The sequence below is a fragment of the Aeromicrobium endophyticum genome (assembly GCF_003586285.1).
GTDB classification, from domain to species: Bacteria; Actinomycetota; Actinomycetes; order Propionibacteriales; family Nocardioidaceae; genus Aeromicrobium; species Aeromicrobium endophyticum.
The window spans coordinates 1,075,536-1,100,952 of sequence record NZ_QUBR01000001.1 but is presented as its reverse complement, the minus strand read 5'-3'; the positions used below and the strand labels follow the sequence as shown (position 1 = coordinate 1,100,952).

The window sequence follows — 25,417 nt, the reverse complement described above, 5'->3', positions numbered from 1 at the left end:
TCCCTGCTGGGATCGGTGGTGTGGCCGGCGGTGCCGGGTGTGGGTGAGCGCTACGCCGCTTGGTCGGCGCGGAACCGGTGGTTGCGTACCGGCCGTCGCCGCGGGTCGATGCTCGCCGGTGGGATGTACTCGGGATGCCCGTCGTCGGCGAAGACGATGTCCCAGTCCTGGGCGTGGACGATGCGGTGGTGGTGCGGGCAGATCAGCACCATGTCGCGCAGGTCGGTGGTGCCGCCAGCGGCCCAGGTCTTGCGGGCGTGGTGGCCGACGCACCAGGAGGGCGGACGACTGCAGCCCGGGAAGGTGCATCCGCCGTCGCGGGCCTCGGCCGCTCGGCGCTGGGCACGGTTGAACAGGCGCTTCTCGCGTCCGCAGTCGAGCGGAAGCGGCTCTCCGCCGAACACCATGGGCAGGATGGCCTGCTCGCACGCCATGCGGCGTACCTCGGAGGCGCTGACGCGGCACCCGGTGGTGAGGGTGCCGGCCTTGAGCCCGTCGATGAGGGACTTGAGCTCGATCGTCACGCTCACGGTGACGCCGACGCCCGCGGTCTGGGGGAGGCCGCCGCCAGGGATGTGCTCGATGAAGGTGCAGAAGGCCTCGGCCAGCTGCTGGCCGTAGGTTGGGGGCGCGTCGTAGACGGCCGCTGCAGGGTCGTCGTGCTTGACCTGGGGTGCGTTGAGCGCCTCGAGGGCGTTCTTGAGCATCTCGGCCTGGGCCTCGGGGATGACGAACTCACCCTTGTAGGTGCCGTCCTTGCGGTCGGCCATCCAGAAGTACGACTTCTTGCGCGCCTCCGCCTCGCGGTTGCGCACGATCTCGTCCTCGGCGGCGTCGACGTCGTCTGCGTCGGCGAAGGTGTCGCTGATGCGGTCGGCCCGGCGGCCGAGATCTTTGAGCGAGAGCTTCGTGGCGTCGTCGAGCAGCTGGGTCTCGCAGCCCTCGCGCTGGGCCTCGGTAGCACCGTCCGGAAGAGCCTCGAGCTTGTCGGCGATCAGCTCGGCCTGCCCCAGCGACACCTCACCCTGGGCCAGCGCTTCTTCGGTGGCCGAGCCGGGCTTGACCTTCTTGGCCTGGTTGAGCAGCCGTGCTGCCGCGGAGGGGTCGCCGCCGAACGAGTTCGCGAGCGCGGCGCCCGTGGAGGTCGCGCCGACGCTCTTGGCGGCCTTCGACGCATCGGCTGCACGCGCTGCCGCCAGCTGGTGCGCCTTGACGCGAGCCTCCAACCGGGCGAGCTGCTCGCAGGCCGCCAGCTGCTGCGCGGGATCGAGCGAGCCATAGGCGTCCAGCCGGACGACAGCGAGTGCCTTCGCGACGGGAATGAGCGGCTCGAACATGTGTTCGACTATACCGACGGGAGAGAGCTGAACGCAAGAGACGCGCGAAACTGTTTTGCTGCAATAGCAGTATGAATCGGGGCTCAGTAGCGTCCCGCTTCGACGCTACAGCAGCCTGCGGACATCTCGATCTCGATGACTCTCGGCTCTCCACAGGCCACCCGTCCCGCTGGAAACGATGGCCGATTCGCGGCGGAGCCCTGGCGGTCGCTATCCTGTTCCGGTTGCACGTTTCGGCGTGCGGCGGGGGAGGTGTCGCATAGTGGCCTAGTGCGCCCGCCTGCTAAGCGGGTTGAGGTTTAAACCTCTCGCGAGTTCAAATCTCGCCACCTCCGCCACGTTGAAGCCCTCGACAGGTTCATGCCGGTCGGGGGCTTTCTCGCGTCCCCCTGCCGGGCGGTGCGTACGCCACCGTTTCGGGCGAGTTTCGGGCTCGTACGGTGGCGGGTGCACCGCCCGCGGGGGTTGGGCGTGGCCGCCGAGCGGCGGCATGCCTCGAACACGACGTCGTCGACCCACCCGCAGGCCAACCTAGGGCGATCGTCCGACTTCGGCCCCGATGTTCAGTATTCACAGGTAGTCTTGCGGATCGGGACAGGTACGGCCGAGCAAGACTGACGGAGACCCATGGGCAAGGCGACGAGTGGTCTGCAGAGTCTTGCGACGATGGCTCACCTGCTCGCGAGCCGGCAGGAGCTCGACGACGTCCTCGAGACGGCTGCCGAGCAGGCGTGCGTCGCGATTGGCGCCGCGACGGTATCGATCAGCGCGATCGTGCCCGAGGGCCACGCGATCCGCACGATCATCAACGTGGGCGATCTAGCACCGGGCGAGCAGCGCTGGCCCGACGACGAGACGTACGCCATCGCCGGTGACGACCGCCTGACGTCCACGATGCTCAAGCGCATGAGCTCGGTCGTCAGCATCGAGGACCCGGACCTGCCCGATCGCGAGCGCGCCCACCTCGCCCGAGTCGGCAAGGGTTCATCCCTGACCACGGCGATCGTCGTGGACGGTCAGGCGTGGGGCGAGCTGCACGCGACACGGCACGTCGGCCACTCGGCGTTCGACCAGGACGCCGTCGCGTACGCCGAGGTGCTGGCGGCGATCCTGGCGGCCGCCGTCTCGAGCTCGATCCGTGAAGCGAACCTGCAACAGCTGGCGTTCCACGACCCCCTCACGGGCCTGCTCAACCGCCGCGCGCTCGACGAGCACGCGGCGGGCCTGTTCGACCTCGGTGACGAGGCGGCTCGCGACATCGCCATCGTCGCGATCGACATCAACGAGCTCAAGCTGGTCAACGACACTCTGGGCCACGCGGCGGGCGACCGGGTCATCCGAGCCGCAGCGGCAGCTCTCGCGGGGGCGTTCGAGCCGCTGAAGTCCAGCGTCGTGGCCCGCGCCGGGGGCGACGAGTTCACCGTCCTGGTCTCCGGGCGCGACGTCGGCATGGTCGAACAGGTCGTCAACGTGCTGTGCCGCGACGTCTCCACGATCGCGTCGCTCACGGGTCTGTCGGCCGGCATCGCCGCCATCGTGCTGACGAAGACGTCGACGGTGTCGATGTCCGAGGTGTTCGGTGCCGCCGACCGCGCGCTCTACACGGCGAAGCGGACGGGCTCGCGCACCGCGGTGATCGCGGACGACCTCATGACGCGACGGGCTGACGCCGGCTGAGTCGCCGGCCCGCCACGACCAGCAGGCCGCCGACGGCGCCACCGAGGGTGTTGGCGACGACGTCGCTGGCGCTCGCGTACCGCTCCGGCCGCAGCAGCTGCTGCAGCACCTCGATCATCAGGCTCGTCGCGAAGGCCACCGCCGTGGCGTGCAGCCACCCGCCGCGACGCCACCACATCAGCAGCAGCACGCCCAGCGGGACGAACAGGGCGATGTTGGCGGTGAACTCGATCAGGTCGTATCCCTCCCACGGCGTGAGGCCGAGGCGAGCGATCGTCCACGAGACGGGCGCCAGGTCGACGACCGCGATGTTGCGGTCGACCGGGGTCTTCCACAACCCGATGAGTGCGAGGGCGGACACGTAGGCTCCGGCGGCGAGCAGGAGCAGGCGTGAACGCATCTCCCAAGCGTAGTGAGCAGGTGGTGGGCGGCCACGGATGCCATGTGTCTGCTGCGACACGTGGGACTGCCGGGGTGGGCGCAACGACTAGGCTCGGACGCGTGAGTCCCCTCGTGCAGCGCCTGCTCCTGGCCGTCTTCGTGGTGGTGGACGTCATCCTGGTCGTGGGTGCCGTGAGGCATGTCAACGGGACGCCGTCCGCATCCGAGGCCCCCCGCGCCACGGCCTCGGCGTCACCCACTCCGTCGCCGTCGGCCGCGTCGAGCGCCGGCGCGTCGCAGCAGCTGCCGTACGAGTTCTCGGCCGCCGAGGCCGTCGCGATGTCGGCTGCCAACGACGGCACGATCGTCTACGGCACCCGCGGGCGATGCACCGATCCGGCTGCCACCGTGCAGGTCTCGACCGACGGCGGCGCAGACTTCGCCACGGCGCAGACCGGGCTCACCACGATCCTCGCCGTGCGCGCCAAGGACGCGTCCTCGATCTCGGTCGTCGGTACGACGCCCGACTGCGACGTGCGGCAGGTCGTCAGCTCCGACGGCGGCAAGAGCTGGACGCCGGCCGACGACGTCGACCTCTGGTACCCGCGTCCCGACGACCCGGCGACGGTCGTCACCCCCGATCGCAGCTCGAAGCCCGCCGACGGCTGCGTCGTCACCTCGATCAGCCAGGTGACCGACCGGTCGGGGCGCGTCTCGTGCGCGGACGGATCGATCGTCGGCTCGGGCGACGACGGCAAGACCTGGGTCCCGCTGGGCCGTCTCGACAACGTCCGCGTCAGCACCTTCCTGACACCGAGCGCCGGCTTCGCGCTGGCCCGCTTCAATGGTTGCGCCGCCAACGCGTTCAGCACGACCGACGGGGGCGTCACGTGGACCCCGGGCGGCTGCATCTCGGGCGAGCCAGCCCGGGCCATCGCCGCCACCTCGAGCTCGCTGTTCGCGGTGGTCGACCAAGACGTCTACAGCAGCGCCAACAACGGCCTGGAGTGGATGCAGCCCTGACGGGCTACCTCTTCTGCCCGCTCACGATGGACTCGACGACCGCTTGGTGCATCGGGTGCACGTAGAACACGATGCGCCCGTCCTCGATGGCTCGGGAGTACGAGTCGGGGGTCACGGCGGTGGTGTAGACGATCTGCACCGTCGGGTCGTCCACGATCGCGGCGACGAGCAGCTGGTCGATTCTGGCGGGAATGGTGCGGGTGCCCTTCTCTCCTAGGTCCGCGCAAGGTGCTGAACGCACCGTCCATCGTAGTCGTCGCAGGCCGACGAGTCACGGAGTTCGCTGCGGCAGAGCTCTGGGTCAGCAGGCGCTGCGGACGACCGTGCTCTTCGAGCCGGGCTTGATCGAGGGGGTCGCCAGCAGCTTCGCCGGCCCCCGTTGGCCTGTGCCCGAGACGATCGTGGCCTTGACGGTCACGGTCTGGCCCGGGTCGACCTGCACCGTCACCAGGTCGACGCCGCGGCCGTCCTGGCTGAGCGGGTACGAGACGTCGTCGCCGTCGATCGTCGCCGAGGTGACCGTGCCGCCGGTGGGTGCGTAGATGTAGTAGTTCATCAGCATCGACCCGGGCTCGGCGCCGAAGCCGGGTCCCTTGATGGAGTCGGGCAGCTGTGCGGAGTCGGCGGGCGCGGACGACGTGAACGACGTTGACGTGGTGTAGGTCTGCACGCCGGACGCCGAGCACTTCGTCGCCGTGGCGTCGATGTCGTAGTCGAGGTAGTACTGCATCTTCGCGCCGGTGGCGTCGTTCAGGTAGAAGCCGAGGGCGGGGGCAGCGTCCTTGCCGGTGGGCAACCGGCCGGCGACGGCGGAGCTGCCGAGCCGGTCGGCGATCGCCGCGTCCTTCGTCCACACCTGTACACGTCGCTCGTTCGCAGCGCGGGTCAGGGCCTTCAGCAGGGCGGTGGGGTCACCCTGCCCCGCCAGCACCTTGTCGAAGATCTTCTCGGTGGCGGAGGCGAAGAACGCGTCCTGGGCGTCTGCCTCCGGCAGGTTGACGTAGACCCCGTTGAGCAGCACGTCGACGGCATTGGCCGCGGTGAGGGTCGAGCCGTCGTCGAGGGTGATGGGGCCGATGCCCTCGAGCACGTAGGAGAGCGTCACGGGGTCGATCGACAGCACGCCGTCGACATCGACGCCCTTCTCGCGGGCCAGGATGGTGGTGTCGATCTCGGCCGCCCGTGGGAAGTCGGGCGTGAAGTTGGCGTCGCGGAAGTCGCTGACCAGCTTGGTGTCGAAGAGGTCGGTCTCCTCCTGCGAGATCGGCGTGGCCTTGTACGGGAGGTCGCCCATGGAGGCGCCCGAGCCCTGCGGGCCGAGCGAGATCTTGCCGTTGTCGACGTCGAGCACGGCATAGGCGCCGGGCAGGCCGCCGGTCGCGCGGATCTCGGCGTTGTTCTGGAACAGCAGCAGGTACGAGTGCTTGCCGGTCAGCATCTGCGGGACGACGGACGAGGCGGTGGTCGCCCGTTGGGCCACCGTGGCTGCGTGGGAGAGCTTGTCCTGCACGTCCTCGACGGGTCCCTGCAGCGAACCGGTCAGCTGCGAGGCGTCGATCGCGCCGACCTCGGCCGATGCCGCGTCGATCACCCGTGCGGACGTCGTGACGTTGGGCCCGATGGCGGCGATGGCGCCCACGTCGATCGTGCCGCCGGCAGGGTTGAAGGTCTTGCCGTTGAACTGGTCGGCGATGTCGACCAGAGGCGGCAGTCCGTCGTCGGCGACCGTGCGGAGCGACGAGGTGACGGTGCGGGCGGCCTTGACGTTCTTGCCGGCGACCGGCAGCTTCGCGGCTACGGAGAAGATGGCACCCGAGAGGGTGGAGTCGGCGTCGCCGATGCTGCCCTGCAGCTGTTCGAGCGACCTCCGTGCAGCGGGCTGGTCACCCGACTCGAGCGCCGACTGCAGCTCGGAGGCGCTGGTGGTGGCGACGTCGATGTCGTCGCGCGCGGACGACAGCTGGGTGTAGCCGTAGACGGCGAGGCCGAGGCCGACGACCACCAGCACGCCGACCGCGACGAGCGCGACCTGCAGCCCGCGGCGTCTGGTCGCGGCTGTCGGTGTGCTGCGGGGCTTGCTCACGGTCTTGACTCCCTGGTTGATGCCTCAGACACGAAGGAGTGGGGCTGCCGAACGGCAGCCCCACTCCTGTGATGAACGCCCGAGCGTTCGATGACTACTTGCGGACCCGGAGCTTGCTCTTGCCGGTGCTCTTCTTGTAGACCGAGCCCTTCGACGGCTTGAACGTGTACTTGATCGTCTTGTTGCCGACCTTCTTGGGCGCCTTGCCCTTGAACTTGGCGACGCCCTTGCGGACCTTGACCTTGTAGGTCTTGCCGTTGTATTTGACGGTCAGGGTGCCGTTGACCTTGGCGTTGCCGGCCTTGATCTTGATGGTGACCTTGAAGGTCTCGCCCGGCTCGACCGTCTTGGTCTTGGGCACCGACGGCTTGGTGGGGACGGTGCTGGGGTAGTCAGCGGCCGAGGCGCTGCCCACGAAGGCTCCCGTGCCGAGAACCAGAGCGATCGATGCGATGAACGCAATCAGAATCTTCTTCATGGTTGTCCTTGTCTTTGGCATGAGTGCCAGGTGGGGGTGAAGCGAGGGGTGAAATTCTGTGCCAAGCCTAGGGGACGAAAGTCCATACGCGCACCAGAGAAGACAGATTTCACGGCCGCGAAACACGGCGTATCCTCGTTGCCCGACAGATCAGTCGTAACTTGAGCGTGGTTCGCTCGTTAGAGCCCGATCTCATGTGACCTAAGTCACATGAGATCTACGTGGTCGACGTCCGGGACGAGGGTCCCTCCGGCGCGTATCCGTACCCGTACCCGTAGCCGCCGCCACCCTTGGCCGGCGTCATGTTGAAGATGATCCCGACCGGCGATGCGCCCACGGCTTCGAGCCGCTCGACGGCGAGCGTCACCTGGTCGGTCGTCGTCTTGCCGTGGCGGACGACGAGCAGTGCGCCGTCGGCCTGGGCCGCGAGCAGTGCGCCGTCGGTCACGGGCAGCAGTGGCGGGGCGTCGATCAGCACGATGTCGTAGGTCTCGCGCAGCGAGGCGATGAGGCTCGCCATGGCGCCCGACTTGAGCAGCTCGGCGGGGTTGGGCGGCGTCGAGCCGCTCGTGAGGACGGCCAGGTCTTCATTGGCCGTCGACTGGATCGCGTCCTCGAGCGACAGCTTGCCGATCAGGACGGTCGTGAGGCCCACCGCCGACTCCAGGCGCAGGTACTCGGCGACCTTCGGCCGACGGAGGTCTCCTTCGACGAGCACGACCTTCTCACCGCCCTCGGCGAGCGCGAGCGCGAGATTCGCGGCAGTGGTCGTCTTGCCCTCGCCGGGCAAGGAGCTGGTGACCACGAAGACCTTGTGGTGGGCATCGGGGTCGATGAACTGCAGGTTGGTGCGAAGCACCCGGAATGCTTCGGCGCGAGGAGCGTAGGTGTCGAGCTCCGTGATGAGAGGAGTGTCGACCGCTGCTGTGTCGTAGCTGATCGCGCCGAGGATGGGAGCCGGCACGAGAGCCTCGAGCTGCTTCGTCGACTTGATCGTGGTGTCGAGCGTCTCGCGCAGGACGGCCATGCCGGCGCCGAGCATCAGACCGAGGATGAGGCCCAGCCCGATGTTGCGGACCGGACGCGGCGAGATGGGGGTGGACGGTTCCGACGCGGGATCGACGACAGTGGCCTTGATGGTGGCCTCGTCCTTGCCGGGCGGCGTCTCGAGCTCGGCGACGTAGGTGACGAAGACCTTGGCGACGCCGTTGGCCAGCATCTTCGCGCGCGCCGGGTCGGGATCGGTGACGGTCACGGTGAGGATGACTGTGTCGAGCTTCGTGCTTGCCGAGATCTGGCCGGCCAGTGCGGCCGGCGTCTCGTCGAGGTCGAGGTCTTCGACGACCCGCCGCGCGATCTCCTGACCGGTCAGGAGATCTGCGTACGACTTCACCCGCTGCACCGAGAACTGACCGCCCTGGTTGGCCTGGCCGGCATCCTCGGTGGAGCCCTGCGTGGAGACGAACATCCGCGCGGACGACGAGTACTGCGGCGTGGCCTGCCACGTCAGGACGGCCGCGATCGCGACGGTCACGAGCGCGGTGGCCGCAATCAACACCCACCGAGCGCGGATGACCCTCAGATAGTCGCGCAGGTCCACAAGTACTCCATCCGGGAGGTGAGCCGGTACGGGTCACGGCCACCGAGTCTATCCCGAGCGCGGTCGACGCAGGATGACTCGGACGACCGTGCGCACACGAGACTCACGTCACGGCGCTCGTGGCCCCGTGTGTGTCCACGAGCGCCCGATGGTCAGTAGCCTGGCCGACAAGTCGTATCCAACTGGCCGGAATCGAGACACAGGTTGCTCGTCATGACGCTTCGCGTGGTCGTGTGGTTGCGGCGAGGTACGGCGTCATGAAGGGCGTCGTCCCACCCGACCTGGGTCTCGTGTGCGCGGTGGTCATCCACCACAACAGCCTGGCGACCGTGGCCGGGACCGTCGCAGCCCTCGTCGGCGAAGGGGTGCTGACCAGCAACCTGCTGGTGGTGGACAACAGCGAGCGACCGGGCGACCGGCCAGCGCTGGAGGCGGGTCTTCCCGACGGCGTCGAGGTCGTCTACGAGACGAACCGCGGGTACGCAGCGGCGATCAACGTGGCGATCGATCATTTCCGCGCCCAGCACGACCGGTGGGAGTTCTTCCTCGTCGCCACGCATGAGGTGAGGACGCGAGCGGGGGCAGTGCCCGAGCTCGTGCGCGCCTTGAAGGACACGGACGACGCCGCTGTGGCCGGCCCGACGCTGGTGACGACCGACGAGGCGTCGGGAGAGACGGTCGTCTGGTCTGCCGGCGGGTACCTGTCCCGGTGGCTGCAGCTGCCCGCACACCACAGCCACCGGGGTCGTCCGGAGGATCTCCGCGCGACCGGGCCGCAGGCGCGTGACTGGGTGGACGGCGCCTTCGTCGTCTACCGGTGGCCCGACATCAGGGACAACCGGCCGGACGAGGCCTTCTTCCTGTACATGGAGGAGACCGAGCTGCACCTTCGACTGCGTTCGCGCGGGCGCGGGACCATCTGGGTCCCGTCCGCCGTGGTCTGGCAGAGCTCGGGTGGGGTGCCTCCGTTCTACTTCGCCCGCAACCTCCGGCTCCTCTACAAGAGGCGGGCGGCCACGGCGCGCTCGGCGGCCATCCCCCTGGTGCTCGCCCGACGCGCAGCGGCCGACATCATCAAGCGCCGTGACCTGACCAGCGTCGGGCCACTGCTGCGCGGCTACGTCGATCGACCCCTTCCCGGCCGACAGGTCTCGCACGAGGTGCCGTACGTGGCGGTGGTCAACCCGCTCGGAGGAGCGCTCGCGCACTACGCGGCCGAGCTGAGCGACACCCTCGGCGCCGGGGGGGTGAGGTCGGAGATCTTCTCGACGGACGAACCCTCCGCGTCGTCGAAGTCTCGGCTCCGCTGGGTCCGCGACTACCTGTCGTTGCTGCTGAGCGCGAGGTCGAGCGTGCGGGCACAACGGTCGTCGGCTCGCGTCATCGTCACGTGGCCGGTGCTCGGCTACCTGGACCTGCTCGTGCTCCGAGTCGTCACGGGCCGCGCGAGCATCGTGATCCACGATCCCGATCCGTTGGTCGGTGCCGTCGGCTACGGACGGACGAGCAGGCGGCTGGCCACCGCCTTCGCCCGGCGAGTCGGCGTGATCGCTCACAGCTCTCAGGCGCAGGACGTGCTCGCCGACCACCTGCCGAGGTTCCGCAGCGAGCTGCTCCCGCACCCGATGCTCGAGCGGGTCCGTGCCGACAGGGCCGACCACGTCCGACCGGCCATCCGCGTGCTCGGCCAGTACAAGCGCGATCGCGACGTCGAGGCGCTCGAGCGGATCGCGCAGCAGATCGGAGCGGACGCACGACTCGAGATCGTCGGCCGCGGGTGGCCCGACGTGCAGGGGTGGACGGTCGACGCCCGCTTCGTCCCGGAGGCCGAGCTGGACCATCTCATCGCCGACGCCCAGGTGGTCGTCATCCCGTATCGCCGGTTCTTCCAGAGCGGCATCGCCCTTCGTTGCCTCGAGCAGTCCACGCTGGTCGTGGGGCCCAGCGGCACCAGCCTCGACGATCTCCTCGGCACGGGCTCTCCGCTGCTGGTGGATACCGACGAGCCCGACGGCTGGACCAGGGCGATACGCAGGGGGCTCGACATGGACGACTCGTACGCAGAAGGTCTGGCGGCGAGGTGGCGTTCGCGAGCTGTCGCGGACTGGTCCCGGTGGGCCGATGGGTAGCGCTAGGGGTCGCAGCGAGCGGGAGCTCACGCTGGTCGCCTTGGGAGCCGCCGATCCTGAGCGAGACGGCGTCTGGTTGCGCTCGGGTTTCGTCAAGGCGGTCGTGCGTGGCGGGTGGGCGACGCCTTCGGGCTACCGGTTCGGGTCTCGAGCGCTCGGGCTCGGGCTGGACTCGCTGGTCATCGCGGTCAAGGCCCGGCTGCTCGGCCGCGGAGGGCCGTACCTGGCCGCGAACCCGTGGATCGCCGTCGCCCTCGTCGCGACCGGCGCGAGACGCGTCGCCGTGACGGGGGTCTACGCAGAGGTCGGATCCAGGAGCCACCGCCTGCTGCGGGCGATCATCCGGGATCGGCCGGTGGTGACCCTCGCCGTCCTCGAAGCCGCGGAGTGGTCCGAGGCTGGCGGGCAGGCCATCGCGGTGCGGTACGGCAACACCCTCGGCTACCCGAAGCACGCCGGTCAGCCCTCGGACGCGGTTCGCGTGTTCGTCGGCGGCTCGTCGGACCGCGACCCTGCCGCGATGCACGCGCTGGAGGAAGAGGTCCGCCGTGAAGAGACGCCCGTCCACCTCGTCATCGCTGATGGCGGTGAGCCCGCCCAGTGGGCAGGGACCATCTCGTCCGTGACGAGGACGGGCTGGCTCTCGGCCGATGACTTCGGCCGCCAGGTCGCCGCGGCGGACGTCGTGTTCCTTCCTCTGAAGGCCGGCCACCGGGCCGCAGGCCACATGGTGATGGTCGGTGCGCTGGAGGCCGGAGTCGCTGTCGTCGCGACCGATTCACGCGGCATGGACGGCTACGTGGACGGAGAGTTCGTCTCGACGATCGACGCCGATCGCGCTCTGCTGCCGCAGATCGTCGATCGAGCGGTGACGGACCCCGCTCGGGCGGAGCGCATCCGCGACTACTGGCGCAGGACGTTCAGCCTCGAGGCCTACGTCGAACGCGTCGGGACGGCGCTGTCGGAGATGACTGGCCAGCGGTTGCGTCGAGCTGGTCGAGCAGGACTGCTTCGTAGGCGTCGTTGACGCCACTCCACGTGTACGCGTCGGCGGCACGCTCGGCAGCCTTGTGACGGTACTCCGACGAGTTCTCGATCATGTGCCGGACGACATCGGCGATCGCGGCGGGCTCCGGCGAGCAGTAGAGCCCCGCGTCGGCCAGCACCTCGCGGTTGTACACGGTGTCGCGGGCGACGACGGGCGCGCCCAGCGTCATTGCCTGCACGAGGGCGGGATTGGTCCCGCCGACACTGTGACCGTGGAAGTAGGCGCCCGAGTGCTGCCACAACGAGTAGAGCCGGCGGTCGTCGTTGACGTGGCCCAACCAGTGCACGCGGGGATTGCTTCCGTCGAGCTCTGAGACCTCTGCGTGCAGTCGGCTGCCTTCGGGGGCCGAGCCGACGAGCACGACGTCGTAGTCGCGCGAGATGTCGCTCGCGGCCTCGACGAACTCGCTGATGGTGTTCTCCGGGACGAAGCGGGCCACCATCAAGGCGTAGCGCCGAGACGTGAGGCCGTCCTCGACGGGGAGAGGTTCTGATGTCTCTCCGCCGTACGGGATGAAGGTGCCGGTGCGCCCGAACTCCCGCAGCCAGAAGTCGGCGATCGCCTCGGCGTCGAACACCAGCTCATCGGCGAACTTGGCCGTGAACGTGGCGCCCCAGCGGAACATGGCCTTGGCCAGGCGTCCCCACTTGGCGCGGTGCCACTCGATCCCGTCCACGTTGACCACGGTGGGTATCCCGCGAAGCCTGAGGAGCGGAAGCCAGAAGCCGTTGGCCACGTTCATGACCAGGGCGACGTCCGGCTTGCGGAAGAACGCGTGCACGCACGCCGTCAGGCCATAGCTGAGCGTGCTGAGCGAGGTGGAGTCGAGGCCCCGGGTGATCACCGATCTCACGCGAGGGTCGAACCCCGCGTCGTCGGGTCGGGTCTGCCCCGGGCGTCCGTACACGGACACGTCCCACCCGCGCGAGGCGAGGTGTGGGGAGATGTGTCGCACGGCCGTCTCGAAACCGCCGTAGTAGCTGGGATAGCCGCGGGTGCCGATGATGGCCACGCTCTTGGTCGACGACCGGCGTCGCGTGAGCCGCACTAGTACGCACCCTTCGTCTGCATGACTGCTCGAACCGTCCGCCAGATGATCTGCAGGTCGCGGGCCATGGACCAGTTCTCGACGTAGTCGAGGTCGAGACGAACCGACTCCTCCCACGTGAGATCGGATCGCCCGCTGACCTGCCAGAGCCCGGTGATCCCCTGGCGGACGAGCAGGCGCTTTCCGATGTTGCCCTCGTAGGCCTCGACCTCTGACGGAAGGGGAGGTCGCGGGCCGACCATGCTCATCTCGCCCTTGAGGACGTTGATCAGCTGGGGCAGCTCGTCGATCGAGTAGCGCCGCAGCAGGCGACCGACACTGGTGACCCGAGGATCGTCCTTCATCTTGAACAGCGGGCCTGCGCCGTCGTTGCTCGACAACAGCTCGGACGTCCGCTGGTCGGCTCCCACGTCCATCGTGCGGAACTTCAGCATGTCGAACGTCTCGCCGCGGACACCGACGCGAGTGGACCGGTAGAACACGGGGCCGCGGCTCGTCAGCTTGATGCCGATCATGACGGCGACAGCCAAGGGCGAGAACACCAGCAGCACCAGAGTGGCCAACGACCGGTCGAAGACCACCTTGCCCCACCTCGAGGCCGCCGCGTAGCGAGGCTCCTCGAGATGCAGGAGCGGCATGTTGGCCACGGCACGCAGATGGATGCGCGGGCCGGCGACGTCGATCACGTTGGGCGACACCATCAGGTCGATGTCGGCCCCCTCGAGCTCCCAGGCCAGCGACTTCAGACCGTCGTGGCCGAGGTGCTCGGTGTCGGAGACGATGACCGTGTCGGCGTCCGAGATGACCAGGGCGTCCGCCAGGGTGCGCGATGTCCCGAGCACGGGGACGAAGCGGCCCGGTAGGTCGAGCCACTCGTTCAGGCTCTCGAGCCGGTCGGGTACCCACACGCCGGTCACGCGGTATCCGCTGGTGCCTGACCTGTCGATGGTCGCGGTGATGTGCTTGGCCGTCCGAGTTCCGCCGATCACGAGGACGTTGGAGGTGCGCCGGCCCGACTGGCGCTCCTTGGCCAGCCACTTGCGCCGCAGCTTGCGTCCGAGAAGGAGCCCGACGAGCCCGAGCGGGAATGCGACGGCGAGATAGGCGCGGGAGAGATCGGACTTGATGAGCAACGAGACGATGGCGACGCACCCGAAGGTCACGAAGGTGGCCCGGATGATCCTGCGGTACTCGTCCACGCCCTCGCCCACGATCTTGGGCTCACGGGTCCCGTAGAGCGTCAGGGCCAGCCACCAGCTGACGGCGATGATCGCGCTGATGAGCAGGTACGTGGACGAGTAGTGGCCTGCGGACCTGATTGGCTCGAAGCCGAAGCGGCACACCGTGGCGACGGCGGTGGCCAGGACCAGCACGATGGCATCGGTGACCGCTGCCCGGGTCGCGTACGTGTTGCGCCACTCGGGGCCGCGGTGACGGATAGGGGGCTTGGCGGGATCGAGGGCAGGGACGGCGTCGTCGGGTTCCGGGCGCGACGACGCGATGTCCCCTCGCACCGCATGCGCATGCGCGGTCGATTGGCTCAAAGCTCTCTCCCTAGCTTTTTAAAGAGGCACTGCTCCCACTCGTGACTCTCAGCGTCAGCAACTCTAGGGGCTGGAACAGGCGAGAATCGCCGAACCGCACAATCCCTCCGCGTCAGTTAGGGATCCCCGCGGCAGGGGAGACAGAGGTCACAGGGTTTGCTCCTCGCGATGCTCGCCGGTGGATCGATTCGAGGCATGCGAGGCCCCGGGGTGCCCTAGCCTTCACCGATGAGGCCCGTCGAGCGGATTCGTGTGCTCCCCGAGCTGCGGGCCGTCCAGGTGGAGCGTGAGACGCAGATGGCGCCGGCCGAGACGTGGTACTTCGGCACCAACTACGACCTCGAGGGAACGGCGATCCCTGACCGCTTCGTCCACGTCAACGCGGCGACCGCGGCCTGGCGCCTGCTGCGAACCCGTGCCGCCGTCCTGGAGGTTCCCGAGCCGCTCTGGGTGCGGTTCCTTCCGATCAACTCGCTGCTCGTGATGACGTGGAGGATCTCTGGATTTTGTCGCCTCAAGAACCGTCGCGCTCGCACCTTCGCGATCGAGAACAACGACGCGATCGCGGTGGTCTGCGGAGCTCGACGACCACCGGTCCTCGTGCGCTGGCTGGTCGTCCTGCTGATGGGTGTCTTCGTCCGGCTGTTCTACGAGCGAGTGGTCTTCGGCACGCCGGCCGCCGAGGCGATCTATCGCCGGCTGCCGTTCTTCGCGGGGGTGGAGTCGACGACTGTCCTGGCGCTGCCCACGGCCTCGGTCTCGCCGCTTGCCGACACGGGTCGAAGCAGCATGGCCGCCGTGTTCGTGGGGCAGCTGAGTGGACGGAAGGGCGTCGACCAGCTGATGCGCGCCTGGAGCCGGGTCGAGGACGAATGCCCTGAGGCTTCCGTGACCATCGTCGGGAGCGGGCCGCTGCACGAGCGCGTGACGAGCTGGGTTCGCGAGAAGCCTCGGTCACGGCGCTACGTCGGGCAGCTCCCTCACGAGCAGGTCAGCGACATCCTTCGGTCCTCCTCGGTCGTCGTCGCTCCGTCGCGTCGCGATGGACGCTGGCGCGAGCAGATCGGCCTGCCGATCGAGGAGGGGTTGGCCGTCGGGCTGACGATCGTGACGACGACGGAGACGGGGCTCGCGGACTGGCTCGCCGAGCACCGCCATCTCGTCATCCCGGCAGGGTCGGGGGACGCCGAGCTGGCCGACGCCGTCGTCGCGGCGCTGGTTCATCCGCTTGCTCGCGACGAGGTGCTGCAGTCGCTGCCGGCGGAGGATGCCAGGATCACTGCCGACCGTTGGCTGCATCGCGAAGAAGGCTAGTCTCGTGAAGAGACACGCTCTCGCATAGATCGGCCATGGGGCTTGGCGCGGGTAGGGTCTCGCAAGCGGTCGCTACACACTCCCACTCCCATCGCCGTATTGGTTTCACGATGCCCTCGCCTCACAGGATCCGGGTACTTCCGGAGCTGCGCGCTGTCCAGGTCGCGCAGGATCAAGCGTTCGTCCCGGCCGAGACCTGGTACTTCGGCACCAACTACGACCTGAACGGAACGACGATCCCGGACAGCTTCATCCGGGTGAGCCGGGCCCAGGCGGTGTGGAGGACCTTGCGAACGCCTGCGTCGGTGCTGGAGGTGCCAGAGCCACTCTGGATCCGATTCCTTCCCACGAATCTGATGATCTTGGCGGCATGGCGCCTGTCCGGGTGGATGCGGCTCACGAACCGGCGAGCGCGCACCTACGCCATCGAGAACAACGACCTCGTGTCGGTGGTGTTCGGGGCGTCCCACCCCGTCGCCCCCGTGCGATGGATGATCAGCCTGCTGATGGGTCTGTGCGTCCGCGTGTTCTACGAACGCGTGGTCTTCGGCACGCCAGGTGCAGCCGAGGTGTATCGCAAGCTGCCCTTCTTCACCGGGGTGGAGTCGTCGGTCGTCCTCGGTCTTCCGGCCGCCGCGAGGGCCGGGTCATCGGTGAGCGAGGTGCGACCTCTCTCGGCAGCCTTCGTAGGTCACCTGGACGCCCGGAAGGGCATCGAGCACCTGATCGAAGCGTGGAGCCTGGTCGAGCAGGCTGAGCCTGAGGCGACGCTGGTCATTGCCGGAGCGGGGCCTCTCGAGCACAAGGTCGCAGCATGGTCGAGCGATGCCGGCACGACCTCGCGCACCTTCGTGGGGCAGGTGCCGTACGGCGACGTTCCCGAACTGCTCTCGGCGGTGTCGGTGGTCGTCGTGCCGTCGCAGCGCTCGGGGCGGTGGCGCGAACAGATCGGCCTGCCGATCGAGGAGGGGCTGGCGCTGGGGCGGACCGTGGTGACGACCTCCGAGACGGGGCTCGCGCCATGGCTTGCCGAGCACGGGCACCACGTCGTCGACGCCCGCTCGGGCCCGCCGGAGCTGGCCGCGGCGATCATCAGTGCGTTGCGGGCGCCGCTCGACCCGTCGGGCGTGATCGCCTCGCTCCCGAAGGAGCACGCGCGGGTCGCCGCGGACCGGTGGCTCCACGAGGGTTGACGGCTGACAGACCGGCTGAGTGGTGCAGACGTCGTCACGCGACTGTTTCCTTGACCTTGCAGGCAACGCAATAGGCTGACCGGGTGACCACCAAGATCGCAGTTGTCGGGCTCGGCTACGTCGGGCTGTCCATCGCCGTGCTGCTGTCGCAGCACCACGACGTCGTCGGCCTCGAGATCGACGAGCGCAAGCTGCGACTGCTCGAGCAGCGTAAGAGTCCCATCCACGACGCCGAGATCGAGCAGTTCCTCGGGCGCGACGACCTGCGGCTGACGTTCACCAACGATCCGGCCATCGCCTACGCCGACGCCGAGTTCGTCGTCATCGCCACCCCGACCGACTACGACGAGCAGACCAACTACTTCAACACCCGCACGGTCGAGAGCGTCATCGCCGACGTCACGAAGCGGGCGCCGGACGCCACGATGGTCATCAAGTCGACGATCCCCGTCGGGTTCGTGCTCGATGCCCGTGCTCGTCTGGGCACCGAGAACATCGTGTTCTCGCCGGAGTTCCTGCGCGAGGGCAAGGCGCTGTACGACAACCTGCACCCGTCGCGCATCGTCGTGGGCGAGCAGAGCGACCGCGCCCAACGCTTCGCCGACCTGCTGATGGAGGGTGCCGCCGAGAAGGGCTGCCCGGTGCTGCTGACCGAGCCGACCGAGGCCGAGGCGATCAAGCTGTTCGCCAACACGTACCTCGCCATGCGCGTCGCCTACTTCAACGAGCTCGACTCGTTCGCCATCAGCCACGGCCTCTCGTCGCGGCAGATCATCGATGGCGTCGGCCTCGACCCGCGCATCGGCACGCACTACAACAACCCGTCGTTCGGCTACGGCGGCTACTGCCTGCCCAAGGACACCAAGCAGCTGCTGGCCAACTACCAGGACGTGCCGCAGACCCTGATCAGCGCGATCGTCGACGCCAACAGCACCCGCAAGGACTTCATCGCGACCGACATCTTGAGCCGCAACCCCCGCGTGGTCGGCATCCACCGCCTCATTATGAAGTCGGGCTCCGACAACTTCCGCGCCAGCAGCGTGCAAGGCATCATGAAGCGGCTGAAGGCCAAGGGCATCGAGGTCGTCCTGTACGAGCCCGAGCTCGCAGAAGACGAGTTCTTCCACTCGCAGGTCATCCGCGACCTCGACGAGTTCAAGCAGCTGTCCGACGTGATCGTGGCCAACCGCCGTGTGGACGAGCTCGAGGATGTCCGCGATCGCGTCTACACGCGGGACCTCTTCGGGTCGGACTGACCCGGCGTCACCCTTCACCATGGCCTAGCCTTCACGGAGGCTCAGGGAGGCCCTTGACCTCGCTAGCGTTTCAGAAGCGCCGGTGGATCAGGCGAGTTCTCGCATTCGCAGGATCAGGGCAGACGTCTGGTAGGCGCACACGCAAACTTCGATGGCAAGGATCGTCCACGCAACAGCTACGGCACCGGTGTGAAGAGCCGCGAACGTTACCGCCGGCACTCCGAAGAAGAAGCCGATGCCCGTGCTATGCAGCAGCGCCGACCGAGCGCCCAGCGCCATCAGGCATGCCAGTCCGACGCAGTGCGACATGGTCACGACGGCCAAGATCATCGCGATGGGTACGACAAGGTCTGTGGGAACAGCGATCTTCCCTCCGCTCAGGAAGTCGGCAAGCGGGCGTGCAAGCAATGCGAAGCCGATGCCGCAGAAGATCGCCAGTACGAATGACGTCTGCAGAGCTACACGAATTCGCCTGCGCAGGTCGTCCCTCCCTCCCCTTGGAACCCAACCCTGAAGTATCTGGTCGACGGGAGTCAGGGCGATGATCGCGTAACCGCGAAGACGGTCTGCCATGCCGTAGGCAACCAGGCCGGCGGGGTCGAATTTCGCAACGAGAATCATCGGCATGCCACTGTAAATTGCCGCCATTCCGGCAGTGCCTACCAACGGAGACTGAGACCGCAGCCTGTCACGGGTAGTTCTTGCGCTGGGCCTTTCAGGCGACGATTCAAGGTGCTGATGACGAACAAACCTGAAGACGAGGTAGACGGCTCCGAGTGCCGAGACGACTTGCGTCAGAGGCATGAGGATGATCGTCCCGGTCGTGTAGACCAGCGATACGCCTATCACCGTGCCGCTCAGCCTGGGCAGGCTCTCCAGGAAGAACAACCGCTTCGGGTCGCCGAGGCCGACGAAGTACCAGCTCGAGCTGAGGCCTGTCGTCGCAGCGTAGACGGCGCTGGCCATGGCAGCGTAGACGTGCGGAGGTGAGGCGAAGCCGACAACGCCGCAACTCAGCACGGAGGCAGTGAGAAACAGCGGTGTCCGGGCTACGACAGAGTCAACCCAGATCTGCCCTTTGGTGTGGTCTGACGGAGTCTGCGCGATCTCAGCAGGACCGGATATGGGCCATCCCCACGAGACCAGCACCGAGGCTGCGCTTCCAACGGCAATACCTGTCGCCACTCCCGACCATGCTGCTGCCCCGGCCGTACTGATCACGACCGGGATGGAGACCACCCCGACCAGGACAGTTGCGAAGACGGACGCGCCGTACCAGCCCAGCTTGCCGATTCTGCGGATCATCCCTGTCGCCCGGCAGGCCTCCGAAGCTTGGGTGGTTGCCTCATCACCTGGGCCATGACGTCGAAGAGCTGCTTCAAGAACTGCGCCTTCGAAGGCGCCCTGACGGCGCTTGACAGGATCGGCCGCACCACCCCGCGAAGCCGGCCGCGACGCACGTACGCCGAGGCGAGTCGTCGGTCACGAACGATCCAGAGGGAGTTCCTGACTCCCATCCACCAGCGCGGGTTGTAGCGAGTCAAGAGCTTCTTGTCAGGATGCATGATTCTGCTATCGGGAACGAGCCATCCCGGCGCAAGAGTTCCCAGTCTCGACGTGTACTCCAGATCGTCCAGGATGAGAAAGAACTCAGCGACCGGTAGGAAGGTTCTCCTCGCGTACGACAGGTTGATCAAGACCCCTACGAAGGAGGCGTGCTGCACAGGTACGCAAGCGAACCTGGCGGCACGTGACGCCTCAATCGTGTCGTCAGTGGACGGTGGGATGTGTGATGCCAAGTCGCGACCGTCGGGCTGTATGACGTGGGAGGCCAGAAAAGAAGGCTGGGGGTCGATCGACGGATCGTCGATGAGTCTGCGGAGGGGCCCGTAGGAGCTCGGCGTGGGAATCGCATCGTCATCCATGAGCCATGCGTGAGAGTGACCTCGGTCCATCGCCAGCTGGAGCGCGACGGAGAAACCGCCGGCACCTCCGATGTTTCGAGGCTCGGAGTGGACCGAGATATGGGGAAACTCAGAGGCAAGGACCTCAGCGGTGTCGTCGGTCGAGGCGTTGTCAATCACGATCACCTCGTCAACAGGCGGATCGAGTCGACTGATCGCTGTCAGGCAGACCCTGAGGTCACCGGACCGGTTGTACGTGACGATCGTTGCCGCTGTTGTCACATGTTCCCCCTCAGCTGGAATGTGTCCTGGGCCCGCGCGATGTGGGACCGGTACTACGGTCCCACTCATTCGTTGCGATGGGGACACCAATCGGAGTGACGCTTCCCTCGACCGAACGATGGTGGACGGATCGTCGCGGGATTGATCCTGGGCAACTGACGAGTCCGCCGGCGAGGTCGAGGCCAGAGCATCTGGCAACCGGTCGGGAGCTACAAGAGGTGGGCAGGATGAGAGGCGGCAGACGCGAATTGGGTCGGTAACCGACGGGTAGGCTGGTTCGATGGAGCTCGCAGTGGCAGCGGCCGCACTCTTCGCGGTTGTTGTCTTCGCGTTGACTTCAAGCCGCAAAGAGCATGTGCTGCCCTTCCTGATCGGGGTGACCGCGGGGTTGGTCGACGCACGGCTAGGACGCCTGCACGTCTTCTCGGCCCTGGTCGGCGTGTGGGCCTTGGTGCACTTCTTGCAGGGCAGGCGTTACAGCCTCAACCCGTTTCTTCTGCTGATCAGTGTTTCGGGTCTTGCAGCATCCAGCGTTCTCTATGGTGAACTCGTCAACAGCAACACCTTGGCGATCCAACTCGTCATACTCGCCGCCTCTGGCGGCATCATCGCCGGGTTTGCCACCGAGTCCCACGCCAGGTCGATGCTGGCCGGGCTCCTGTGTGTCTGCACTGCGGCCTCTGCCGTGGGTGTCTTGCAGATCGCGGGTGTCATTCAGATGACTCTCTGGCACACGGACGTGTCGGGACTCGGCCGACCTATGGCGTTCTACCCCGAGCCCGACTGGCTCGGGCTGTTTGCGGCCATCGGGTTGATCCTGGCATGGCGTGTTCTCGATGAGAGCTGGCGACGGAATGTCCTTGTCACGCTCAACGGTGCGGTCTTCGTCTTCTCTTTTGCCCGCGCGGCGTGGGTAGCTTTGGTAGTCAGCGTCGCACTCATGTTCGTGATCAGCATCGTCCGTCGAAGGTCGGATAGCGTGCCGCCGCGGCGTGCCGTCGCAGGCCTTCTCGCGTTGCTGCTCGTCGCAGGTACTGCCGGACTGGCGGCGAGTCCGCAGCTTCGGAGCGACCTGGGCAGGCGGTTGGCGCAGACAGTCCAAGCTCAAGATGGTGATGTATCCGGCCAGGCTCGGATAGCTCAGACGCAAGGGCTTCTCTACTTGGCGGAGACGGCGCCCTGGTACGGCCAAGGCGTGAGTGCCAGTGGACGGGTCGGTGTATCAGGTCGGCTGACCTTGGGCGGCGTAGCTGACAACAATGTCGGCAGTAATTGGATTCTTGCCATGTGGGTCGACAGCAAATTCTTGGCGCTACCGTTGATTGCTCTTCTTGGTATTGCAGCGTTGGTCGGCGCACGGAGCGTTCCCGGGCAGCTGCTCGTCGTAGCGCTCGTGAATAGTCTGTTTTCCAACGCAACGTACACGCCGATCGTGTGGCTGTTGCTCGGGCTTGTTCTGGCTACGGCGCTCAAGACCATGTCTCTCCGGCGTGTGGCCAACACTGGTTTAGGCAGCCGCCGCGCGGTGATTTATCGGTTGAAGGAATCTGACTCAGATTCCCCTGCACCCTGCAGGCCGCACGTTGTGCCAGCTGGATGATGTTGCTGACTGCGTGGCAGTGGCAGTCCTGGGGTTGCGTCGCGAGGCTCATCTACAAGCGCTAACCCGTCGATCACATCAGTCGCACAGTGACTTGTTCGTGTAGGGCGTTATATCCGATGTACTCGGCTTCCCCGTCGTACCGAGCAAGAAACTCCCTGAAGGCTTTGTGCTCGTGTTGCTGCCAGCCGGGGTAGTTGAAGTATTCGTCGAAATGAATGATCGTTCCCGGGACGAATCGATCAAAGGCGGCATCGAAGATGGTCTTCGTGGACGAGTAGAGGTCGGCGTCCATGTGTACGAAGGAGATCGATCCGGGATGGGATTGAAGAAATTCAGGCAATGAATCTTCGAACCAGCCCCTGTGCAGCTCCGCTCCGCCTACTTCCGGAAGATCCTGTGCGAATGCGCCTTCGGCGAAGCCTCCGCGCCACGCCTCCGGGAGTCCCTCAAACGAGTCGAACCCGTGGGCCGGGAGTTTCTTGGCAGATATCGCTCGTAACGTCGCTCCGGTGGCCACGCCGAACTCGAGGACGAGGCCGTCCTGAGGTGACTGGTCGAGCGCCCAGTCGAGTAGTGCGAGCTTGGCGGCCTCGGGGCTTGACCCGCGAGTGCCAGTCACCAGGGGCATGTATTCATCGACGAAGTGAGCGGAGGACTCGACGGCCTGGCGGTATCTCTCGAGGTCGATGTCTCGTGCAGTTTCGTGAAGGGCATAGGTCAGGAAGCGTCTAGCGCGGCGGCGAACCGAGCGATCTGAACTCACGGATTCTCCGATGTGTAGTGATGGACGCGACGCTACCGGACCTCGAGCAGTGTGTGTCGGGCGTTCGATGGCAGTACTTGGCGAGTAAAGATGTCAACACTGCCTGTTGCTCCAGTTGGACCCTCCTCGTCAGCGCGCCGATGGTCCTCCGCCATCGGGTCCACATAGCTCGTTCGAGCCATTTTCGGCCGATCGGACTGCTGCGTGGGGGCAGCCTTGCCAAAGCGCGTCCGCGGCCCATTCCTGCGTGTTAGTTTCGCAGCGATTCATCCAGGAGAGCGGTTCGGGGACATGACAGAAGCGACACGCCGAGGTGTGATCCGAGGCGGCGTCGTCGTCCTCGGAGCAGCGGCACTCGGGTTCGACACGGTGCTGGGCGGCGCGGCGACTGCAGCGCCGTCACGTTCCGACTACGCGTCGTCGATCGGCGAGATCTTCGAGGCGAGCGACCGCCGCGGCACGGTCCGACTGCGACTGACCCACGCCGACGACATGACCGCGCCGGGGGCGTCCAAGCGGTCCCAGACGTACGCGCTGATCTTCGAACCGGTGGAGGGCGACCGTCCGGACGACGGCATCTACGCGCTTCGCCGGCGGGGCGTCCCGACCCACGACCTGTTCGTCTCTGCAGTCGGTCCCGACAAGACGCTGCAGGCGATCGTCAATGGAACGGTCTGACGTGGTCGTCACCGCCTCGCCCCTGACCGGCGGCATCGTCCGCCGTCCCGCCACCACCGCCGACGACGCGCTCGTCGCCAGGCTTTTCGCCGAGTCGCGCCCCGACCTCGACGCGCTGCCCGCCGACGTCCGCGGCCCCCTGCTCGCCCTGCAGGTGAACGCCCAGCTGGCCGACTACGCCGCCACGTACCCGGCGGCGAGCCACGAGGTCGTCGTCGCAGACGGCACCGACGTCGGCCGGGTCGTCGTCGCGACGGGCGACTCCGAGACCCGCGTCGTCGACATCGTGATCGGCCGCGAGCACCGGCGTCGCGGCATCGCCTCGGCCGTGCTGAGCGACGTCATCGCGACCGCCGACGAGCACGGTCACCCGGTGGTGCTCAGTGTCTGGGCCACGAACCACGGCGCCCGAGCGCTCTACACGGCACTCGGCTTCGACGTCGTCGACTCCGACGGCACCCACCTGCACCTGCGCCGAGGCGCGTCCGATCGAAGGAGCGACCGTGTCTCAGCCCTACATCGGTGAGATCAGGATCTTCGCCGGCAACTTCGCCCCCAACGGCTGGGCCTTCTGCGACGGCTCGCTCCTGCCGATCAGCGACAACGACGTGCTGTTCAACCTGATCGGGACGACTTACGGCGGAGACGGGCAGGAGACGTTCGCCCTGCCCAACCTGAGCAGTCGCATCCCCGTCGGAGTAGGACCCGGCCGGGCGCTGGGCCAGCCCGGCGGCCAGGAGACCGTGACGCTGAACTCCCTGCAGCTGCCGGTCCACTCGCACCGGCCGCAAGCCAGCACGAGGGAGGGCGCCGCCCAAGCGCCCGGCAACCGCGTGTGGGCCGCGTCGGGGGCGAAGCCGTACACGTCGCAGGGGCCTGACGTGCCCATGTCGACCTCGGCGCTGTCGTCCGTTGGCGGCAACGAGCCCCACGAGAACATGCCGCCGTACCTGGCCGTGAACTACATCATCTCGCTCTTCGGCATCTACCCGAGCGCGACATGACACCACCGACGACAGGGGGAACCCGATGAGCGAACCGTTCATGGGCGAGATCAGGGCCTTCACCTTCAACTTCGTGCCGAAGGGCTGGGCCGCGTGCAACGGCCAGCTGCTGCCGATCAACCAGAACCAGGCGTTGTTCTCGCTGCTCGGCGTCCAGTACGGCGGCAACGGCGTCACGAACTTCGCCCTGCCCAACCTGCAGGGCCGAGGATCGGTGCACGCCGGCGGCGACTACGTCATCGGCCAGGCCGGCGGCTCCGATACGCACACCTTGAGCGTCGACGAGATGCCCCAGCACGTCCACGCCGTGTCCGCGGGCGGCAGTGCCACGACAGCCGATCCGCGCCGCGGCCTGTGGGCGGACGGCGGGTCGTACGGCGACGGTGCCGACACGGCCATGGCGGCGGGGACGATCGGCAACAGCGGTGGCAGCCAGCCCCACGAGAACATGCCGCCGCACCTGCCCGTCACGTACGCGATCGCCCTGACCGGCATCTTCCCGAGCAGGAACTGAAGGAGCTGTCATGAGCGATCCGTTCGTCGGCGAGATCCGGCAGGTGGGTTTCAACTTCGCCCCGAAGGGGTGGGCGCAGTGCAACGGAGACCTGATGCCCATCTTCCAGAACACCGCGCTGTTCTCGCTCCTCGGCACGACCTACGGGGGTGACGGCAAGAGCACCTTCGCGCTGCCCGACCTCAGAGGACGATTCACCCTCGCCAGGGGCCAGGGTCAGGGACTGAGCTTGTACGACCTGGGCCAGACCGGTGGCGAGGAGCGGGTCACCCTGCTGACGTCCGAGATGCCCGCGCACAGCCACGGTGTCCAGGCGTCGTCGGCCTCGGGCGATCGTGAGTCGCCGGCCGACGCCACGTGGGCGCAGCCGCGCTTCGGACGCGTCGCGCGACAGGTCTACGCGGCCGATGCCACGACCCCGATGTCGCCCGTGGCATCGGGTGCGGCCGGCGGCGGCCGCCCCCACAACAACATGCCGCCCTACGTGGCCGTGAACTTCATCATCGCCCTGCAGGGCGTCTTCCCGCCGCGCTCCTGAACACTCCACTCCCATGCAAG

At 67.2% G+C, this 25,417-nt stretch carries 24 protein-coding genes and 1 tRNA gene; 14 read left to right on the top strand and 11 right to left on the bottom strand.

Features of this window, described 5'->3' with window-relative positions; all coding sequences use genetic code 11:
- Positions 1 to 50: 50 nt before the first annotated feature.
- Positions 51 to 1,337, bottom strand: coding sequence for an HNH endonuclease signature motif containing protein (locus DX116_RS05370; RefSeq protein ID WP_119703132.1), 1,287 nt, complete (start codon positions 1,335 to 1,337; stop codon positions 51 to 53).
- Positions 1,338 to 1,585: 248 nt separating this feature from the next.
- On the opposite strand from DX116_RS05370, the gene DX116_RS05365 reads away from it, so the two are divergent.
- Positions 1,586 to 1,675 (top strand) — tRNA-Ser (locus DX116_RS05365).
- 328 nt (positions 1,676 to 2,003) lie between these two features.
- Positions 2,004 to 3,014 (top strand): GGDEF domain-containing protein, encoded by a 1,011-nt coding sequence (locus DX116_RS05360; protein ID WP_158591908.1) that lies wholly within the window; start codon positions 2,004 to 2,006, stop codon positions 3,012 to 3,014.
- On the opposite strand, the gene DX116_RS05355 is transcribed toward DX116_RS05360, so the two are convergent.
- On the bottom strand, positions 2,986 to 3,414 hold the full coding sequence (locus tag DX116_RS05355; RefSeq protein ID WP_119703130.1) for a VanZ family protein: 429 nt from the start codon (positions 3,412 to 3,414) through the stop codon (positions 2,986 to 2,988). The genes DX116_RS05360 and DX116_RS05355 overlap by 29 nt on opposite strands.
- Positions 3,415 to 3,515: 101 nt before the next feature.
- Between DX116_RS05355 and DX116_RS05350 the strand changes: the two genes are divergently transcribed.
- Complete coding sequence (locus tag DX116_RS05350) at positions 3,516 to 4,418, top strand: WD40/YVTN/BNR-like repeat-containing protein (protein ID WP_147393591.1); 903 nt, start codon at positions 3,516 to 3,518, stop codon at positions 4,416 to 4,418.
- 4 nt (positions 4,419 to 4,422) lie between these two features.
- Here DX116_RS05350 and DX116_RS19735 read toward each other — a convergent pair whose 3' ends face one another.
- The 4 genes from DX116_RS19735 to DX116_RS05335 form a co-directional block, all read right to left on the bottom strand.
- Positions 4,423 to 4,659 (bottom strand): hypothetical protein, encoded by a 237-nt coding sequence (locus tag DX116_RS19735; RefSeq protein ID WP_147393590.1) that lies wholly within the window; start codon positions 4,657 to 4,659, stop codon positions 4,423 to 4,425.
- A 60-nt stretch (positions 4,660 to 4,719) separates the two neighbouring features.
- On the bottom strand, positions 4,720 to 6,501 hold the full coding sequence (locus DX116_RS05345) for a DUF4012 domain-containing protein (RefSeq protein WP_119703128.1): 1,782 nt from the start codon (positions 6,499 to 6,501) through the stop codon (positions 4,720 to 4,722).
- Positions 6,502 to 6,595: 94 nt separating this feature from the next.
- Positions 6,596 to 6,979, bottom strand: coding sequence for a hypothetical protein (locus tag DX116_RS05340; protein ID WP_119703127.1), 384 nt, complete (start codon positions 6,977 to 6,979; stop codon positions 6,596 to 6,598).
- A gap of 217 nt (positions 6,980 to 7,196) precedes the next feature.
- Positions 7,197 to 8,579 carry a polysaccharide biosynthesis tyrosine autokinase gene (locus DX116_RS05335; RefSeq protein ID WP_119703126.1) on the bottom strand — a complete coding sequence of 461 codons (1,383 nt, stop codon included), beginning with the start codon at positions 8,577 to 8,579 and terminating at the stop codon, positions 7,197 to 7,199.
- Positions 8,580 to 8,836: 257 nt separating this feature from the next.
- Between DX116_RS05335 and DX116_RS05330 the strand changes: the two genes are divergently transcribed.
- Together DX116_RS05330 and DX116_RS05325 are read left to right on the top strand one after the other, a co-directional pair.
- The gene (locus tag DX116_RS05330; RefSeq protein ID WP_119703125.1) at positions 8,837 to 10,708 is read left to right on the top strand and encodes a glycosyltransferase; all 1,872 of its coding nucleotides are present in this window, start codon (positions 8,837 to 8,839) and stop codon (positions 10,706 to 10,708) included.
- A complete protein-coding gene (locus DX116_RS05325; RefSeq protein ID WP_119703124.1) occupies positions 10,701 to 11,735 on the top strand; it encodes a glycosyltransferase in 1,035 nt (344 codons plus the stop codon). Before DX116_RS05330 ends, DX116_RS05325 begins: the two co-directional genes overlap by 8 nt.
- On the opposite strand, the gene DX116_RS05320 is transcribed toward DX116_RS05325, so the two are convergent.
- Together DX116_RS05320 and DX116_RS05315 are read right to left on the bottom strand one after the other, a co-directional pair.
- Complete coding sequence (locus DX116_RS05320; protein ID WP_199715933.1) at positions 11,629 to 12,804, bottom strand: glycosyltransferase; 1,176 nt, start codon at positions 12,802 to 12,804, stop codon at positions 11,629 to 11,631. The genes DX116_RS05325 and DX116_RS05320 overlap by 107 nt on opposite strands.
- Positions 12,804 to 14,318, bottom strand: coding sequence for a sugar transferase (locus DX116_RS05315; RefSeq protein ID WP_199715932.1), 1,515 nt, complete (start codon positions 14,316 to 14,318; stop codon positions 12,804 to 12,806). Before DX116_RS05315 ends, DX116_RS05320 begins: the two co-directional genes overlap by 1 nt.
- 258 nt (positions 14,319 to 14,576) lie before the next feature.
- Between DX116_RS05315 and DX116_RS05310 the strand changes: the two genes are divergently transcribed.
- The 3 genes from DX116_RS05310 (at position 14,577) to DX116_RS05300 (ending at position 18,111) form a co-directional block, all read left to right on the top strand.
- Positions 14,577 to 15,662, top strand: a complete 1,086-nt coding sequence (locus tag DX116_RS05310; RefSeq protein WP_119703123.1) for a glycosyltransferase family 4 protein — start codon at positions 14,577 to 14,579, stop codon at positions 15,660 to 15,662.
- Between the two features lie 35 nt (positions 15,663 to 15,697).
- Positions 15,698 to 16,855: a glycosyltransferase gene (locus DX116_RS05305; RefSeq protein ID WP_119703122.1), complete on the top strand. Its 1,158-nt coding sequence runs from the start codon at positions 15,698 to 15,700 to the stop codon at positions 16,853 to 16,855.
- A gap of 83 nt (positions 16,856 to 16,938) precedes the next feature.
- The gene (locus tag DX116_RS05300; RefSeq protein ID WP_119703121.1) at positions 16,939 to 18,111 is read left to right on the top strand and encodes a nucleotide sugar dehydrogenase; all 1,173 of its coding nucleotides are present in this window, start codon (positions 16,939 to 16,941) and stop codon (positions 18,109 to 18,111) included.
- Positions 18,112 to 18,198: 87 nt separating this feature from the next.
- Here the strand turns inward: DX116_RS05300 and DX116_RS05295 are convergent, their stop codons facing one another.
- Both DX116_RS05295 and DX116_RS05290 read right to left on the bottom strand, forming a co-directional pair.
- A complete protein-coding gene (locus tag DX116_RS05295) occupies positions 18,199 to 19,416 on the bottom strand; it encodes a lipopolysaccharide biosynthesis protein (protein ID WP_147393589.1) in 1,218 nt (405 codons plus the stop codon).
- Positions 19,413 to 20,297, bottom strand: coding sequence for a glycosyltransferase (locus tag DX116_RS05290; RefSeq protein ID WP_158591907.1), 885 nt, complete (start codon positions 20,295 to 20,297; stop codon positions 19,413 to 19,415). Before DX116_RS05290 ends, DX116_RS05295 begins: the two co-directional genes overlap by 4 nt.
- A gap of 280 nt (positions 20,298 to 20,577) precedes the next feature.
- Between DX116_RS05290 and DX116_RS05285 the strand changes: the two genes are divergently transcribed.
- Complete coding sequence (locus DX116_RS05285) at positions 20,578 to 21,897, top strand: O-antigen ligase family protein (RefSeq protein ID WP_119703118.1); 1,320 nt, start codon at positions 20,578 to 20,580, stop codon at positions 21,895 to 21,897.
- A gap of 73 nt (positions 21,898 to 21,970) precedes the next feature.
- Here DX116_RS05285 and DX116_RS05280 read toward each other — a convergent pair whose 3' ends face one another.
- Positions 21,971 to 22,663, bottom strand: a complete 693-nt coding sequence (locus DX116_RS05280) for a class I SAM-dependent methyltransferase (RefSeq protein ID WP_147393588.1) — start codon at positions 22,661 to 22,663, stop codon at positions 21,971 to 21,973.
- Positions 22,664 to 22,954: 291 nt separating this feature from the next.
- Between DX116_RS05280 and DX116_RS05275 the strand changes: the two genes are divergently transcribed.
- The 5 genes from DX116_RS05275 to DX116_RS05255 are packed head-to-tail and all read left to right on the top strand — an operon-like array spanning position 22,955 to position 25,397.
- Entirely contained in the window at positions 22,955 to 23,341 is a 387-nt protein-coding gene (locus DX116_RS05275) for a DUF6916 family protein (protein ID WP_147393587.1), read from the top strand.
- Entirely contained in the window at positions 23,328 to 23,867 is a 540-nt protein-coding gene (locus DX116_RS05270; RefSeq protein ID WP_119703115.1) for a GNAT family N-acetyltransferase, read from the top strand. The genes DX116_RS05275 and DX116_RS05270 overlap by 14 nt, the downstream gene beginning before the upstream one ends.
- A complete protein-coding gene (locus DX116_RS05265) occupies positions 23,845 to 24,345 on the top strand; it encodes a phage tail protein (protein WP_119703114.1) in 501 nt (166 codons plus the stop codon). The genes DX116_RS05270 and DX116_RS05265 overlap by 23 nt, the downstream gene beginning before the upstream one ends.
- Positions 24,346 to 24,370: 25 nt before the next feature.
- On the top strand, positions 24,371 to 24,859 hold the full coding sequence (locus tag DX116_RS05260) for a phage tail protein (protein ID WP_119703113.1): 489 nt from the start codon (positions 24,371 to 24,373) through the stop codon (positions 24,857 to 24,859).
- Positions 24,860 to 24,869: 10 nt separating this feature from the next.
- Positions 24,870 to 25,397, top strand: a complete 528-nt coding sequence (locus DX116_RS05255; protein WP_119703112.1) for a phage tail protein — start codon at positions 24,870 to 24,872, stop codon at positions 25,395 to 25,397.
- Positions 25,398 to 25,417 lie beyond the last annotated feature (20 nt).